This window comes from Sphingomonas aerolata (assembly GCF_003046295.1).
Lineage (GTDB): Bacteria > Pseudomonadota > Alphaproteobacteria > Sphingomonadales > Sphingomonadaceae > Sphingomonas > Sphingomonas aerolata.
The window spans coordinates 930,999-946,049 of sequence record NZ_PZZN01000001.1 but is presented as its reverse complement, the minus strand read 5'-3'; the positions used below and the strand labels follow the sequence as shown (position 1 = coordinate 946,049).

Sequence of the window (15,051 nt, the reverse complement as noted above, 5' to 3'; positions counted from 1 at the left end):
GCTCAGGCGCCGCCGGCGACCGGGGCGAGCGTCTGCTGGTGCTGGACCACGCGCCATTCCTCATGCTCGAGCCGGCGCATCGTGGTGGTGCAATAGGCGGTATAGCCGGTTGCGCCCTCGCGGCTCGCCTCGGCCTTGTAGGCGATCGCGATCAGGCCTTCCTGCGGGCGCATGATCTGCTGTTCGCTGAACGTGACTTCAGACCAGCGCGGCGTATCCGCGACCGCCTCGATCGCCTGCGCGCCGGTCATCACGAAGGGCTGCTCGGGGAGCACCATCACGCATTCGTCGTCGATCAGCGTGTGATACTGGTCCGCGTCGCCCGTCCACAGGCTTTCTTCAAATGCCCAGACCCTGGTGTCGTCCATTGCTCGTCTCCTTCTGTCGGGGTCGAGCGCGGGGACGGCCTACTTCGTTCCTCACAATCGGTGAGACGAGGGTCTTTTGGCGATCGGAGCATCCTATGTTTCCGACGCCGGGGGGGCTGCCGACCGACGCGCCGGTCGGCAGCCCTTGTCCTACAGCCCGTAGGAGAGCCGCAGATAGCCGAACCGGCCCGGGATGTCATAGGTCGTCGGGTCGAAGTTGTTCAGGCTGCAGCTGAAGCAGGCGGGGGGATCCTTGTCGAAGACGTTGTTCACGCCGAAGGTCAGCGCGAGTTTCGAATCGAGCCAGGCCGGCCGGAACTGGAGCTGGACGTCGCCGTACAGGCGGCTCTTCAGGGCGTTCTCCGCAGCGATCTCGTCGACATTGTCGATATAGCGTCCGGTGATGCTGGCGGTGACCGGCCCCACCGACCAGTCGATCGTGCCCAGTCCCTTGAAGTGCGGATAGGTCTGATCGGGCGAGCCGCGTTCGGTGCCGACATAGTCGGTCGTGACGAAGCCGTCGGTCGCGGGCGTGCGCTCGCTGTACTTGAGCAGATAGTTGCCCGAGACGTAGAGGCCGAAGCGCCCGGCGCCCGTTTCACCCGAGCGGACCGTCAGCGTCGCGTCGATGCCCTTGGTGCGGATGCCGCCGGTGTTGAGCAGCAGGCCGTTGATCGCGGTGACGATGCCGCTGGGGGCACGCCGCACCGCTGCGCAGCTGAGCGCGTCGCCAGTCTGGGCGCAGCGGCTGAGCAGCACCTGGGCCGGGATCGACGCGATCGAGTCGTCGACCTTGATGTCGTAATAATTGACCTCGAGGCTGAGCGCCGAGAGCGTGCCGCCGCGGGCCCAGCTGGGGCTGTAGACGCCGCCGAACAGCAGCGTCCGGGCGGTTTCAGGGCGCAGCTCGCTGTTGCCGCCGGTGAGCACCGGCAACTGGCCCGAGGGTTCGGCGTAGCTGCCGCTGGCGGGGACGCCGTTGGCGACGCAGTTCGCTCGAACGGTCGGGTTGGACTGGAACAGCCCGCCCGCGGCGCTGGTGCAGGGATCGTCGATCGAGGCGTCGAACCGCGACTGCGCGCCGAACAGTTCGCCGATCGACGGTGCGCGCAGCGATTCGGCATATTGGCCGCGCAGCAGCAGGTCGCTGACGGGTTTCCACAGCGCGCCGCCGCTGAGCGTCGTATTGCCCCCGAAGGTCGAATAGTTCGAATGGCGGACCGCGCCGTTCAGTTCGAGCGAGGCGATGCCGGGAATGTCGCGCAGCAGCGGCAGGCGGATTTCGCCATAGACCTCGTCGACGTTGAACTTGCCGCTGGCCGCCTGTGCCGGGATGTCCGCGCCGAGACCCGCCTGGATGATCGGGTCGGGCGTGAAGCTGCCGAACTGATAGCGATGCTCATAGCCGATCGCGATGCCGACCGGCCCGCCGGGCAGGTCGAACAGCTCGCCGGAGACGTTGGCGGTATAGTCGTTCAGCTTCTGCCGGCTGCGGTCGCGTTCGTCGAAGCCGATATAGCCGAGCATCGCCGGGGTGATCGAGCCGACCCCGCCGAAGAAGTTGAACGGCACGCATTCGCCGGTGCACTGGCTGATCGGGCCGATCGCGCGGGCGAGGCGCGCGGCGTTGATGTTGCCGGTGAACAGCTGCTTGGCATCGTTATAGCCGATGACCGCGCTCGCATCCCAATACCAGTTGTGCCCGAACATCTGGAACTTGCCGTCCAGCGTGCCGGTCAGCGACATGGTGTCGACCTGCTGGCTGTAGGTGCGCTGCCCCGCCTCAACGAGGCGGCGGAAGATCGCGGTGTAGTTCTGCCCGGGGACGAGCGTCACGCCGAACGGGTTGAACGGGTTGGTGGCATCGACCGAGAGCGTGTCGAGCATGTTGCCGTTGCCGACGTCGGGACCGATGCCGAGTGGGAGGAACGCCGCCTGGTTCTGCGAATTGCGGCGGTTATAGACCGCCTTCACGCGCAGGTTGAGCGCCTCCGAAAACTCGGCGCGCGTGTTGACGAAGCCGCCGAACCGCTCGACCGGCGTCAGGAAATAGTTGAGCGGGGCGAAGTTGAACCGATCGGCGGCGGTGAACGCCTTGAAGTCGCCGGTCGCGAGCGTCGGGTCATAGACCGGGCGGCCGCTGGCGACGGGGCCACGCAGCGTGATGTTCTGCCCGTTCACCAGGAACCGGCCGAAGGGCGTGAAGCTGGAGCAGCCGCCGATGGGTTCGGCGCAGCTGGTCTGGCCCGGATTGGGGAATTGCGAGATGTCGCGATCGGCGGCGCTGACAGATTCCTGCTTGGTGTAATAGCCGCCCGCGACGACGTGCACGCCCTGGCTGCCAAAGCCGTAGCTCAGCTGGTAATCCTGCGTCTTGCCGTCATTGTCGCCGAGATACTGGCCATATTGCGCCGATCCCTTGAACCCCTTCTGGTTCTGCTTGGTGATGATGTTGACGACGCCGGCGATCGCGTCGGACCCGTATTGCGTCGAGGCGCCCGATTGCAGCACCTCGATCCGTTCGATCATCGAGGACGGGATCGAGTTGAGATCGACCGTCGCCGGGATGCCGCTGGCCGACGCGCCGTTGACGAAGCGCAGTCCGTCGACGAGCACGAGCGTCCGCTTGGGGCCGAGATAGCGCAGGTCGAGCACCGCGGAGCCGGCACCGACGCCGCCGCCATCGGGCGGGTTGCCGAAATTGCCCGAGCTGTTGAACTTCGAATTGAGGCCGCCCGACGAGGCGGGCAGGCGCTGCAGGATGTCCGCGACGGACGACAGGCCGGTGCGCGCGATCGCGTTCTCATCGACGGTGATGACGGGCGATGGCTGATCGAGCGGGTCGCGGCGGATGCGCGATCCGGTGACGATGATGTCTTCGGTGGGGGCCTCGGTCGCCGCGGGGGCGGTGGGCGTCTGGGGATCGGTCGCCAGTTGCGCCGCGGCGCCATTGGCCGCGATCAGCAGGCCCGCGCCCATCGCCATCCGCGACGAGCGCATCATCCATTTCGTCCAACGCATTTCTGTCCCCCTTGTGACACCCCGTTTTACGGCGGTGCACCATGGTTACGACGAAAATGGTTTTTATGACCATATGTTGCTGCTCCGTTACGATCAGCAATGGTAAATTGCGAAACGGGTGTTGCTTGCGGGATACACCACCAAGGTCCGTTCAGAGGGCGCTGCGCTTGCGCGTGGGGGCGCGGAAGTCGGGGGGCTTGTCGACGATCCAGCGCAGATAGCGGGCGATATCCTCGCGCGCGCGGAGCTGGTCCATCGTCGTGTAACTGGTGGCGAGGTCGCGGTTGGCGACGAAGGCATGGATGGTGCGGTGGCAGATCGGGTGCACCGGCACGGTCAGCGTACCGCCCTCGCTTTTGGGGACGACGTGATGGCGCTCGACACGGTGGCCGAGCGGGCGGCCGCATAGGGCGCAGGGCGGGTCGTCCGATGCCTGCGCGGTCCTTGCCGCCGCCTCGGCCAGTCCGGCCATCCGTTTCACGCGCCCGCCCATTCTTCTGACCTATCGCCGGGGCGCGAGCAGGCTCTCGAGCCCGACCGGCGCATAGTCGTGACCGTCGACATCGACGCCGACGTCGAACTGGCGGAGCATCGGCTTCAGCCGGCCGTGGCTGTGCCCATGGAGGTTGATCGCGCCGCGGTGCTGGCCGTTCCAGCTGCGGAACGGGTAGTGACACAGGACGAGCCGCCGGTCGTCGAGCGTGATTTCCGCATAGTCGGCAACGCTGGTCCAGCCCGGTGCCGCCAGCGTCGCATCGGGATCGTTGTTGCCGCGCAGCAGGTGCTTGGTCCCGTGCAGTCGCGCGAGCAGCCCGGCCACGTCCGCGGGGCGACGGGCGACGTCGCCAAGGTGCCACACCACGTCCTGCGGCCCGACGACCGCGTTCCACCGGTCGATCAGCGCGGCGTCCATCGCGGCGGTGTCGGCGAACGGCCGGCGCACGATGTTGATCGTGCGGTGGTCACCGAAATGCGTGTCGGCGGTGAAGAAGACGCTCACGCGCGCGGCGCCGCGGGCAGGGCGACGGCGGCGAAATGGGTGCGGATATAGGCGAGCTTGGGATCGATGTAGCGGCGGCAGAAGGGCCGGTCGGGATCGGTCCGGTAGTAATTCTGGAAGCGCGCGTCCGAGGGCCGGAAGCCGGTGCACGGCAGGACCAGCGTGCGGGCCGGCTCAGCGCTCTCGGCTGCGAACCGGGCGATCGCGGCTTCGGCGTCGGGGCGCTGGCTCTGCTCGAACACATAGATGGCGCTGCGGTAGCGTCCGGCGGGGGAATAGCCGGATTTCGCCGAATGCGTGCGAAGATGGACCTCGGCCAGTGTCGCCAGGCTGATGGCGGCGGGATCGAACGTCACGATCACACCCTCCGCCCAGGCGTCCGACGGGGCCTCGGACTGGAGGAAACCCTGCTCGACCGCCTGCACGCCGCGGAGCGCCTGAAAGACGCCCTCGGTGCACCAGTGGCACCCGCCGCCGAACCCGATCCGGTGCACGCGCTGTTCCGTCATCCGGCGATCGTGAACACCGAGCCGGAATCGACGCGTATCCCTGCACCGTTGATGAAGCTCGCCCGCTCCGAGCAGAGGAAGGCGACGGCGGCGGCGACCTCCTCGGCCTTGCCGCGGCGCTTGAGCACCATCCCCGGGCGTTCCTCCTCGAGGAAGCTGTCGATCGCCGCGTCGAAGCTTTCGCCGCGCTCCTCGGCACGCTTGCGCATCATCTTGTCGGTCATCGGCGTCGCGATGAATGCGGGCGAGACGGTGTTCACGAGGACATTGTCGCCGCCATAGGCCTTGGACAGCCCTTTCGCGAGCGCGAGGATCCCCGCCTTCGACGCGCAATAGGCGAGTTCGTCGACATAGGGCTGCACCGCGTCTTCGGAGGCGAACAGCACGATCCGGCCCCAGCCGCCCTTGCGCATCGCCGGAATCGCCTCGCGGCACATGCGCACCGCGCCCATGAGGTTGATGTCGAGCGTCTGCTCCCAGCCCGCATCGTCGACATCGAGAAAGTCGCCGGTCGCGCCCGTCACGCCCGCGGCGTTGACATAGATGTCCGGATCGCCGAGCCGCTCGCGTACCTCCGCCCAGATCGCGCGGACATCGTCGAGGTTGGTGACGTCGCCGGTCACCGCGACCACCTCGCCGAGCGGCGACAGTTCGGCGAGCGCCGCGTCGAGCGTGCCGCCCGGCTGGTCGGTGATCGCGACGCGCACGCCGGCCTCGAGGAGCAGTCGCGCGGTTTCCTTGCCCATGCCGGAATCCGCGCCGCTGATCAGCGCGATGCGCCCCTTGATACCCAGATTCATGTGAAACTCCTCAATCGTCGGATGCGAGAAAACGGTCGGCGGTGCGCAGCGACAGCGCCATGATCGTCAGCGCGGGATTGGCCGCCAATGCGCTGGGAAAGATGGAATTGTCGCAGATCCGCAGGTTCGCAATGTCGAAGCTGCGGCCGTCGGAATCAACCACCGCGGTGTCGCCGTCATGCCCCATGCGGCAGGTGCCGATCGTATGCGCCGAGCGATCGACCGCGCAGATGTCCTGCGCGCCCGCCGCCGCCCAGATGTCGCTGAGCGTACGCCGCGCGTGGCGATCGATCGCCTGTTCGTTGGCGTGATAGCTGAAGTCGATCCGCGCCTTGCGGTGGCCAAAGGCGTCGACCTCGTCGGCGAGCGTCAGCCGGTTGTCGGCATGCGGCAGGCATTCGCCGTTGATGCCGATCCCGGCCATCCGGTTATAGCCGCGCAGTAGCGTCTGGAGTCGTTCGCCCCATAGGCCGGCACCGCGGGCGAGCCCGGTGGCGAGGTTGACGGGGAGCACGCCGAGGCTCTGGATCAGATAGCCGCCCGCGCAGCCGGCATCGCCGGGTCGCATCATGTCCTCGCTGATCAGCGACGAGGGATAGCCGCGGTTCATCCGCATCTCGGCGTCGAACCGGCCCCAGATCTGGGTTGCGACATGCGCCATGAAGTTGCGCCCGACCTGACCGCTCGAATTGGCGATGCCGAGGTTGAGCAGCAGCCGCGGCGTCTCGACCCCGCCGGCGCACAGAAAGACCGCGGCGCAAAGCTGGCGATGCTCCTGCCCGTTCTGGCTGTACACGACCGCGCTGATCCGGCCGCGGCCGTCATAGTCGAACGCGACCACGCGGGCGCCGGCGCGGATCTCGGCCCCATGCGCGACCGCGAGGGGCAGATAGGTCGTGTCCATGCTCGTCTTGGCGGCGTTGCGGCAGCCCTGGTGACAGGCACCGCAATTGACGCAGGCCTGGCGCTGTCCCCAGTGCGGCTGGTCGCGATCGCGCGAGACCAGCGCGGCGGGGGCGTCGGTCGCGGTGATGCCGAGCGCCGCGCAGCCCCGCGCCATCGCATCGGCAGCGGCGTTGCGCGCGACCGGGGGATAGGCGTAGCGGCGGGTGGCGTCCCACGGATAGTCGGCCGGGCCCGAAACGCCGGTAAACGCCTCGACCTCCGCGATGTACCGGGTCAGCTCGGCTGAATCGATCGGCCAGTCGGCGCCTTCGCCGGTCAGCGTCCTGAGCCGCAGGTCGCGGGGATCGGGACGCGGGCAGAAGGCGCCCCAGTGCAGCGTCGAGCCGCCGACGCCCATGCCCGAATTGTTCGACCCGAACGCGGTCGGCGTCGATCCGCCGCTCAGCCGTTCCTCCATCCAGTAGATGTCGGCCGCGACCTCGTCGGCGACATGCTCGTCGGGGCGGAAGGCGCGGCCCGCCTCGAGCGCGACCACCGACAGGCCCGCCTGGGCGAGCCGGGCGGTGAGCGGCGCACCGCCCGCGCCGGTGCCGATCACGACCGCATCGACGACGTCATTCGCTCCATGCTGCCTCGTCGTCACGCCCCGCGCTCCTGCGACGGGCGCTGCCACGCTTCGGGATCGTCGGCGCCGGTGCGGGTATAGCCCTGCTTGCGGGGACCATCGCCGCCGACCGCAAAGCCGTCATAGCCGATCGCGGCCATCGTCGCGGGCTGCGCCATCCAGATGCGGACCGTCTCGGCGCGGACATCCTCGAACCAGAGCCGCATCTGCACGGGCGACAGGCGGGACGCGTCCTCCTCGATGCCGACCGTGCCGCCGGCGATGCGATCGAGCCAGCCGTCCTGGTCGGGATCGGCCAGCGCGACGAAACCGCCGGTCGCCGTATCGAGCGTCGCGAGCCCGCGCGACCACGCCGCGCGGTCGTCCGGCAGCTCGGCGAAGCGCCAGCCGTCGCCGACACCCTGCGCGACCGAGGCGAGGATGCGACCCGCCAGCGCACGGTCGGCGCCGCAATCGGGGAGGATCCGGGCCACCAGCGCCGCGACGGTCGCGTGGTCGGCGTCGTCCCATAACGCGGTACCGACGGGCATCGGGTAGATCCGGTCGAGCATCGCGGCGCGCGTCCCGCTGCTGACGCGATCGGAGTCGAGCAGCCGGGCGAAATCTTCGGGCAGCGCAGCCGTTGTCGCCAGTGCCGCATGCTCGCGGATCAGCGCGGCGAGCGCGCGGGGCTGTTCATAGGGGATGAGGTGCGCGGCACCCTGGACGACGCGCATCCGGGCATTGGCATAATGCGGCAGGTTGAGCCGGCGTTGCGCATCCTCGCCGAGATCGCCGTCCTCGGTCCCGGCAATGATCAGCGCGGGGAGCGCGAGCTGTCCGACCGCTGCGGCCCCGTCCTCGCGGCTGCCGCGTTCGAGCCAGCCGAGCCAGGCCGCGCGGTTCGAGCGCCGCACGTCGTCGATCGCCTGGTCGCGCAGGGCCTCCGGGAGCGTCTCGGCGCTGTTGGCATCGACGAAGGTTTCCGCGTCGTCGCGCGAGGCCTGGCCATCGGCGAACCACGCGATCATCTCCGCCCGGCGCGTTTCGTCCATCGGTTCGGGCGAGGGGGGCGAGGCGGCGACGAGCACGACACCGAGGATGTTCGCAAGACCAGGCTCGCCCGCGGCGGCGCGCGCGGCGACGAGCGTTGCGATCTTGCCCCCCATGCTGTGCCCGACGAGCACGCAGGCGGTGAGGTCGCGGGCGCGGATTTCCTGCGCCAGCCAGTCGGTCATCGTCCCGACATCGGCATGCCCCGCATCGGCCGCGTCGCCGAACCCCGGCAGGTCGAGCGCGACGCAATCATGGTCGGACAGGTGATCGGCGACCTGCCGCCACTCGCGCGCGCTGGCGCCGAGGGCGTGTAAAAACAACAAGGTGGGTGGGGTCATGGGGCCTCGCGAAACTGACCCCTACCGGACGATGCAGGCGCGGAACCGTTCCATCGCACCGGCCGTCGTAATTGACATAGATCAATTTGGTGGCGATCTGCGACCACTTTGGGTGCGTCTGTCGCGCCGCGCGGGCCTGGACCGGGCGCGCAAAGACCGGCATCCTCGCGCGATGGACGACAATAGCGGTCAGCGCGCCCCGATGATCGACCGTGCCCGCAGCGTCGCGGCAGGGTTTGCCGATGTCGGGCTCACCCAGGCCGAAGAGCTGCTCCGGCGGCTGTCGCCCGAAGGCCGCGAGCAGGCGCGGCGCGAGCGCGAGGCGCGGGCGCGTCGGCAGAAGCGGCTGATGGTCCGGCTGGTCCTGGCGGCGATCGTGTCGCTGCTCGGCGGCGCGGCGCTCGCCGCGGTCCTGCCGGCGATGCTGGCGCTTGCCGTCGCCGCAGCGCTGATGCTGCTGCTGGTGATCGTGATCGTCGCGCAGGCCGATCCGCGCGCGCCGGGACGCGAGGCGCTGGTGGAAACCGGGCTGCCCGGCCTCGCCGAGCAGGCGGGGATCTGGCTCGCCGCGCAACGCCGCGGGATGCCGCTGCCCGCGCTGCGGCTCGCCGATGCCCTGGGCAGCCGGTTCGAGGCGCTGGCGCCGCGCCTCGCCCAGCTCGATCCGCGCAGCCCGGCCGCGGCGTCGATCCGCAAGCTGGTCGCGGTCGAGCTGCCCGCGCTGGTCGACAGCTGGCGGATGGTCGGCATTTCGGCGCGGCGCGAAATGCAGGCGGATGGCCGGACGCCCGACGATCATCTGATCAACGGTCTGCGCCTGATCGATGCCGAGCTCGCGCGCGCCGGCGAGTGCCTCGGGCGGAGCAGCCTCGACGAGATCGCGATCCAGGGGCGGTATCTCGAACTCAAATATGACGGGGAGGGTGGAGCTCCGTAACGCGGGACACCTCGCCGCAGCCGGTCGTTAGAGGCGGATGATCCGTTTCAAAATCCCCGCCGCGATCGCCGCCATCGCTGCGTTCACCGCCTCCGCCACGCCGGGCCTTGCCCAGACCGTGCCGCTCGGCGCCAATCTCGAGCGTTTTGCCTATCCCGCGTCGCTGCGCTGGTATGACGGATCGTCGCAGGGGCAGGCGGTGCGGATGGCGTATCTCGACCTCGCACCGACCGCGCGCGCAAACGGCACGACAGTCGTGCTGCTGCACGGCAAGAATTTCTGTGCCGCGACCTGGGACGAGACCGCGCGCGGGCTGGCGGGTGCGGGCTACCGCGTGATCGCGCCCGATCAGGTCGGCTTCTGCAAATCGTCCAAGCCCAAGGGCTATCAATACAGCTTCAACGCGATGGCAGAACTGACCCGCGGGCTGCTCGACCGGGCCGGGGCGGGCAGGGTCGTTCTGGTCGGCCATTCGACCGGCGGAATTCTCGCGACGCGGTTCGCGCTGCTCCACCCCGAGCGCGTGTCGCGGCTCGTGCTCGTCAATCCGCTCGGGCTGAACGACACGCTGGCGCAGGGCGTGCCCTATACTGATCTCGGCGCGCTGCGCGCCGAGGAGGCGAAGACCGATGCCGCGTCGATCAAGGCGTATCAGCTGCGCAATTATTATCACGGGGAATGGCGCCCGGCCTATGATCGCTGGGTAGCGATGCTGGCGGGGCAATATGCCGGTCCCGACGGCGATGTGGTGCGCGATGCGCAGGCGCGGCTGTCCGACATGATCCAGACCCAGCCGGTCGCGGCCGAGCTGTCGCGGCTGGCGATGCCCGTGCGGCTGATCATCGGCGACCGCGATCTCACCGCGTTCCGGGCGAACCGCGCCGCACCCGACCGGCGGGCGCAGGTGCAGACCGTGCCGCAGGCGGCGGTGACCGCGGCACGACGCATCCCCGACGCGCGGCTGATCCGCCTCGAGGGGCTGGGTCATGCGCCGCAGGTCGAGGCGCCGGCGCGGTTTCTGCAGACGCTGGAGGCGGCGATCGCGTCGTGAGGCGCGCGGTTACTGCGCCGGCTTGATCCAGCCGTGCATCGCCATCCAGCGCGCGAATTCGTCGAACCAGCCGGTGCTCGTGGTGGTCTTGGGATACATGCCGAAGCCGTGCCCGCCCTGTTCGAACAGGTGAAACTCGACCGGGCGTTTGGCGGTGCGCCAGCTGTCGATCAGCCCGTAGCCGGCATTGCCGAACAGCGGATCGTCCGCCGCCAGCGCGACGAACATCGGCGGCGCGTCGGCGGGCACCGTCATCGCGCCGAGCGGGCCGTAGATGTTGCCGATGAATGCGGGCTTCGCGTCCTGACCTGCCAGTGTCGTCGCCATCGTCAGCATCGCGCCCGCCGAAAAGCCGATCATGCCGATGCGGGCCGGATCGACATGCCATTCGCCCGCCCGCTTGCGGACGAGCGCGAACGCCGCGCGCGCATCGGCGATCTGCGGCGCGAGGCCCGCCATCATCGCCGCGGGATCCCGGCGTGGCGGCATTGCGCCCGGGGGGGCACCCGCGGGGGTGGGACGTGCGAAGGTTTCGAGATCCGCCGGCGTCTGGTTCAGCCGGTATTTGAGCACGAACGCCGCGACGCCCCGCGCGGCGAGCGCGCGTGCCACGTCCCAGCCCTCATTCTCCATCGACAGCGTGCGGAACCCGCCGCCCGGTGCGACGATCACCGCGGTGCCGTTGGCCTTGGCGGGGTCGGGCAGGACCGGGGTCAGCGTCGCGACCGTGACGTTGCGCGCGAACACGCTGCCATATTGACTGTGCCAGGCTTCGGGGGCGGTCGCCCCGGGGAGTTTCCCGGTGCCGAGGTCGATTGCGCCGGGCTGCGCGGGGATGGCGATCGACGCCATGGTGTCGGAGGACTGCGCCAGCGCGGGCGGGGCGACTGCGATCGTCAGGCCGACCAGCCATGCAAGACGATGTCTTGCCCCTCGAACGACTTCGTTGCCGCGACATCCGATGCGCATATCCGCTCTCCCGTTTTTGCCTGTTTTCGGGATGATATCGATAGCGCTATCACCACACAATGGTGGCCGGACGGTTTTTCCTTGCGATCGGCGGTTGTGGGGAAGGTGAAAGGTAGGCGTGATAAATCACCGCTGCAATGCGCACAGACTTTGCTGCGGTGCGGCAATGTCGAAGGGCGTGCAGGCTCAGAATTTTGGCGAACATCATTGTGAGCGATGGCAGGCGTTGCTGGTTCATCTGCCGCATCCGGCCGCCGGGTGAGTCTCGCTGGTCCGGCTGTACTTGCGTAGAGCGTCGGCCGCGATCGTCGCTTCTGTAGAGACAGTGCGGACCGTGCGGCTCGCGGCGTGGCGAACCGTGTCTCCGTGCGGCGTGGGGCGCTGTGTCGGTTTGGGACAAGCCATTGCCCCTTTTGTAAGAATCTGAGCATGGGTCGGACGACGCGACGACAGCAGTGGGGCCGCAGGATGCCGGATTTCGCAAGAGACTGTTTGAAAGCCAGAAATGACGGCCGTATCGCCGCGAGCGATCCGGTCGCCCATCTCGCGCTTTGCCCCTATGACGAGATTCGCGATCCAGTGCTGCGCGCGATGTGGCAGGATGGGTTTGTTGTCACGCGTCTATATGGGTCAGAATCTTAACTCAGATTACCCGGCCGTGACGGCGACCGTGACGGCGGGAATCCGCGATGGCGATGCCGGAATAGTATCCGCAGCCGTGCGACGGCGCCCGGAGGTGCGCAACCTCTCTGGCCGGTTAAGCAGCGTTTTAAGCAGGTTGCGGCCGGAGGCAGGCCATTTATCGTCACGGGACATCGTGAAGAGGAATGAACGGCAGGCCCATGCCAGACCAAGACCCGACCCCCGACTATGAGCGGCTGACGATCGACGCGCTGGCCGCGGCCGCGGCTGCGGAGACCGACGAACAGCGTCACCTGCTCCTCGATCAGGCCGCGATCTACGCCGCGCTCGGCGAGAAGACCCGCGGCTATGCGCTGACTGGGCGCTAGACGCCGGCGGGGCGGCATCAGCCCCAGTCTTCGAGCTTTCCCATGGCCGTGCGCGGCACCGCCGTGCCGAAGCGATAGGCCTTCGGACGCTCGGGATCGGTGAGCCGGTTCGCCGCCAACTGCTCGATCCGCGCGGACAGCCGGGCGGGGTCCTGACCGGGGTGCGGCACGACGAACGCCTTCAACCGGCCATTGCCGTGCAGCCGCACCGCGACGTCCGCGACACCCTCCACCGTCCGCAGCACGCCGGCGACGCGCCCTGGCCAGACATTGTGCCCGGCGACTTGGACCGCCCCGTCGCGCCGGCCGACCGGGCGAATGACGCGCTCGCCGAGACGCGCGACATGGTCGGGCAGATCGTGGTGTCCGCCGTCGCGGTCGACGAGCCGCCAGTCATGTGCGTCAGACGCCGAGAGCTGCCAGCGGGGCAGCAGGTCGTAGTCGAGCGCGGGCAGCGTGCGGATGGCGATACCGCCGGTTTCGGAGGCGCCGTAGATATCGACCAGCCCGGCAAGCCCCGCCGCGAGCAGCACGGCAGCGATGGCGTCGTCGAGCGGCCCGGCGGAACTGATGCCGATGACATCCCCCGGCCAGTGGCGCATCATCCGCGACAGCGCGCGCCACTGATCGGGCACCGCGACGACGAGGTCGCCCGCTTCCAGCGACAGCGGTGTACCGACCGTCCGCACGACGACGGGAACGCCCAGCGCGTCGGGCAGCAGCGCGGTCCAGACCAGCCCGTAGAGGTGATCGGCGGGGACCAGTGCGACGACCCGCCGCCGGTCGGCGAACCGTGTCGCGAAGAAGGCCGCTTCTTCAAGCAGGTCGGGGACGGCGTGGACGCACAGGCGCGGGCTGCCGGTCGAGCCGGACGTCCGCACCGCGATCCGGCCGGACCCTGCGGCGTGCGCACGCAGGATCCAGTCGGTCCAGGCGCCGACCGTCTGCGGCGGACCCTCGCCGAGCGTATCGTCATCGAGGTCGAACGCCTCGGCGAGTGCGCCCAGCGCGCCGAGCTGCTCCATCGAATCGAGCCCGAGGCCCTCGTCGCCGATCGGTGTGGCTTCGGGCCAGTCGCCGCGTGTCGCGGCGGGCGGGGCCGGATCGCGCAGCCGCGCCATCTCGGTCGCGACGACCGCGCAGGCGATGCGGTGCACCGCGGCGCGCGACAGCCCGGGCCGGGTCACGCGGTCGCGGTCTCGCGCGAGCGGACCCGGTTCCGTCCGGCATGCTTGGCGGCGTAGAGGCGATCATCCGCCAGCGCGAGCAGCGCATCGATCGAACCGTCGGTTTCGTTCAGCGTGGCGCAGCCCAGGCTGGCGGTGACGTGCAACCCACCGCGCGGCGTGTCGACCGCGATGCCGGCGATCGCCGCGCGCATCGCTTCGGCGAGCGCCGCCGCCTGATCCTCGTCATAGCGCGGCAGCAGGACGCCGAACTCCTCGCCCCCGAGCCGTGCGAATATCCCGCAGGGCGGGAGCAGCGCGGTACAGACATCGGTAACGCGGCGGAGCAGCGTGTCGCCGACCGGGTGGCCATGCGTGTCGTTGACCGCCTTGAAATGATCGAGGTCGAGAACGATCAGCGACAGCGATTGCCGCAGCTCGCGCCAGTGCCGCTGTTCGCGTTTCAGCACCTCGCCGAAATGCCGTCGGTTGGCGGCGCCCGTCAGGTGATCATGGTTCAACAGCCGGCGCATGTCTTCCGCCGCCTCGCCACGCCGCGGCACGTCGCGCAGGATGACGGAAAAGCCGGAGGCGCGCGGCTCGCCCCGTTCGGATCGCGCGACGACGAGCCGCTGACACCAGTAGCGCTCGCCATCCGCGCGCTGCTGCCATCCCTCCTGGAGATGCCAGCCCTCGCGTGCGGCGATCAGCAGCTGCTCGTCCAGGCGAAGATCGCCGCCGCTCGGCTCGCTCCCGCCAATCTCGGCGAGGTGGCGTCCGATGACGTCGACGGCGGCGTGTCCGGTCTGGCGGGCGAAGCAGGCGTCGGCGGACTGAATCTCGCCGCTGGGCGTGATCGTCAGCGCGGCATAATGGCTGACGCTGTCGAGCAGGGTCGCAAACCAGGTATCCGCCTGGCGCAGCCGCGCTTCCTGGGCGACCTGCTCGCTGATATCGGACAGCGTGGCCATCAGCCGATCGGGGCCGAGCTTGACCAGGGTGCAGGCCAGCACCTTGGGTGTGGTGGTGCGCCGTCGCGCGGCGAGATCGACGAAGATCCGGTGGCCGTCGCAGATCCGTCCCGTCGCCGGCGCATAGGCCGCGACGATGCTGCGCAATTCGGGCGCATGATGTTCAAGCGCGGCGAAGAGATTGCCGGGATCGCGCGGCCCGGCGAGCGGCAGGAGATGCTGCATCGCGTGCGGGTTCATCATCGCGATCGCGCCGCTGCTGTCGCACTCGATCAGGCCGACGGGGCAGGCGTACAGAAACTCGAGAAGCTCTTCCTCGCTCGACCTATCGCTCATCGAAGCGGC

At 69.0% G+C, this 15,051-nt stretch carries 15 protein-coding genes; 3 read left to right on the top strand and 12 right to left on the bottom strand.

The features are described 5' to 3' along the window. Positions 1–2 precede the first annotated feature (2 nt). The 8 genes from C8J24_RS04290 to C8J24_RS04255 form a co-directional block, all read right to left on the bottom strand. Positions 3–368 (bottom strand): DUF4440 domain-containing protein, encoded by a 366-nt coding sequence (locus C8J24_RS04290; protein WP_107930537.1) that lies wholly within the window; start codon positions 366–368, stop codon positions 3–5. 150 nt (positions 369–518) lie between these two features. Further along, complete coding sequence (locus tag C8J24_RS04285; RefSeq protein ID WP_277352396.1) at positions 519–3,389, bottom strand: TonB-dependent receptor domain-containing protein; 2,871 nt, start codon at positions 3,387–3,389, stop codon at positions 519–521. A gap of 151 nt (positions 3,390–3,540) precedes the next feature. Further along, on the bottom strand, positions 3,541–3,861 hold the full coding sequence (locus tag C8J24_RS04280) for an HNH endonuclease (protein WP_107930535.1): 321 nt from the start codon (positions 3,859–3,861) through the stop codon (positions 3,541–3,543). A gap of 30 nt (positions 3,862–3,891) precedes the next feature. Next, positions 3,892–4,389 carry a metallophosphoesterase family protein gene (locus C8J24_RS04275; protein ID WP_107930532.1) on the bottom strand — a complete coding sequence of 166 codons (498 nt, stop codon included), beginning with the start codon at positions 4,387–4,389 and terminating at the stop codon, positions 3,892–3,894. Next, complete coding sequence (locus C8J24_RS04270) at positions 4,386–4,898, bottom strand: peptide-methionine (S)-S-oxide reductase (protein ID WP_107930530.1); 513 nt, start codon at positions 4,896–4,898, stop codon at positions 4,386–4,388. The genes C8J24_RS04275 and C8J24_RS04270 overlap by 4 nt, the downstream gene beginning before the upstream one ends. Continuing rightward, positions 4,895–5,698: an SDR family NAD(P)-dependent oxidoreductase gene (locus tag C8J24_RS04265; RefSeq protein WP_056407126.1), complete on the bottom strand. Its 804-nt coding sequence runs from the start codon at positions 5,696–5,698 to the stop codon at positions 4,895–4,897. The genes C8J24_RS04270 and C8J24_RS04265 overlap by 4 nt, the downstream gene beginning before the upstream one ends. A 10-nt stretch (positions 5,699–5,708) precedes the next feature. Further along, on the bottom strand, positions 5,709–7,247 hold the full coding sequence (locus C8J24_RS04260; protein WP_107931442.1) for a GMC family oxidoreductase: 1,539 nt from the start codon (positions 7,245–7,247) through the stop codon (positions 5,709–5,711). Then, positions 7,244–8,602 (bottom strand): alpha/beta hydrolase, encoded by a 1,359-nt coding sequence (locus tag C8J24_RS04255; protein ID WP_208620908.1) that lies wholly within the window; start codon positions 8,600–8,602, stop codon positions 7,244–7,246. Before C8J24_RS04255 ends, C8J24_RS04260 begins: the two co-directional genes overlap by 4 nt. 202 nt (positions 8,603–8,804) lie before the next feature. Here C8J24_RS04255 and C8J24_RS04250 point away from each other — a divergent pair, with 202 nt between their 5' ends. Next, complete coding sequence (locus tag C8J24_RS04250; RefSeq protein ID WP_167396695.1) at positions 8,805–9,539, top strand: hypothetical protein; 735 nt, start codon at positions 8,805–8,807, stop codon at positions 9,537–9,539. A 37-nt stretch (positions 9,540–9,576) separates the two neighbouring features. Then, positions 9,577–10,590 (top strand): alpha/beta fold hydrolase, encoded by a 1,014-nt coding sequence (locus C8J24_RS04245; RefSeq protein ID WP_107930526.1) that lies wholly within the window; start codon positions 9,577–9,579, stop codon positions 10,588–10,590. A gap of 9 nt (positions 10,591–10,599) precedes the next feature. On the opposite strand, the gene C8J24_RS04240 is transcribed toward C8J24_RS04245, so the two are convergent. Next, entirely contained in the window at positions 10,600–11,559 is a 960-nt protein-coding gene (locus tag C8J24_RS04240) for an alpha/beta hydrolase (RefSeq protein WP_107930524.1), read from the bottom strand. 49 nt (positions 11,560–11,608) lie between these two features. Beyond that, on the bottom strand, positions 11,609–11,797 hold the full coding sequence (locus C8J24_RS17275) for a hypothetical protein (RefSeq protein WP_146163637.1): 189 nt from the start codon (positions 11,795–11,797) through the stop codon (positions 11,609–11,611). A gap of 604 nt (positions 11,798–12,401) precedes the next feature. Here C8J24_RS17275 and C8J24_RS17510 point away from each other — a divergent pair. Continuing rightward, entirely contained in the window at positions 12,402–12,569 is a 168-nt protein-coding gene (locus C8J24_RS17510; protein WP_156360373.1) for a hypothetical protein, read from the top strand. A 17-nt stretch (positions 12,570–12,586) separates the two neighbouring features. On the opposite strand, the gene C8J24_RS04235 is transcribed toward C8J24_RS17510, so the two are convergent. Both C8J24_RS04235 and C8J24_RS04230 read right to left on the bottom strand, forming a co-directional pair. Further along, positions 12,587–13,756: an AMP-binding protein gene (locus tag C8J24_RS04235; RefSeq protein ID WP_107930522.1), complete on the bottom strand. Its 1,170-nt coding sequence runs from the start codon at positions 13,754–13,756 to the stop codon at positions 12,587–12,589. Continuing rightward, positions 13,753–15,042, bottom strand: a complete 1,290-nt coding sequence (locus tag C8J24_RS04230; protein ID WP_107930520.1) for a sensor domain-containing diguanylate cyclase — start codon at positions 15,040–15,042, stop codon at positions 13,753–13,755. The genes C8J24_RS04235 and C8J24_RS04230 overlap by 4 nt, the downstream gene beginning before the upstream one ends. Positions 15,043–15,051 lie beyond the last annotated feature (9 nt).

Coding starts and splice junctions, on each gene's coding strand:
- C8J24_RS04265 (WP_056407126.1), bottom strand. CDS start 5,698: ATGAATCTGGGTATCAAGGGGCGCATCGCGCTGATCAGCGGCGCGGAT.
- C8J24_RS04290 (WP_107930537.1), bottom strand. CDS start 368: ATGGACGACACCAGGGTCTGGGCATTTGAAGAAAGCCTGTGGACGGGC.
- C8J24_RS17275 (WP_146163637.1), bottom strand. CDS start 11,797: ATGAACCAGCAACGCCTGCCATCGCTCACAATGATGTTCGCCAAAATT.
- C8J24_RS04255 (WP_208620908.1), bottom strand. CDS start 8,602: ATGACCCCACCCACCTTGTTGTTTTTACACGCCCTCGGCGCCAGCGCG.
- C8J24_RS04230 (WP_107930520.1), bottom strand. CDS start 15,042: ATGAGCGATAGGTCGAGCGAGGAAGAGCTTCTCGAGTTTCTGTACGCC.
- C8J24_RS04285 (WP_277352396.1), bottom strand. CDS start 3,389: ATGCGTTGGACGAAATGGATGATGCGCTCGTCGCGGATGGCGATGGGC.
- C8J24_RS04280 (WP_107930535.1), bottom strand. CDS start 3,861: ATGGCCGGACTGGCCGAGGCGGCGGCAAGGACCGCGCAGGCATCGGAC.
- C8J24_RS17510 (WP_156360373.1), top strand. CDS start 12,402: ATGCCAGACCAAGACCCGACCCCCGACTATGAGCGGCTGACGATCGAC.
- C8J24_RS04245 (WP_107930526.1), top strand. CDS start 9,577: ATGATCCGTTTCAAAATCCCCGCCGCGATCGCCGCCATCGCTGCGTTC.
- C8J24_RS04250 (WP_167396695.1), top strand. CDS start 8,805: ATGATCGACCGTGCCCGCAGCGTCGCGGCAGGGTTTGCCGATGTCGGG.
- C8J24_RS04270 (WP_107930530.1), bottom strand. CDS start 4,898: ATGACGGAACAGCGCGTGCACCGGATCGGGTTCGGCGGCGGGTGCCAC.
- C8J24_RS04240 (WP_107930524.1), bottom strand. CDS start 11,559: ATGCGCATCGGATGTCGCGGCAACGAAGTCGTTCGAGGGGCAAGACAT.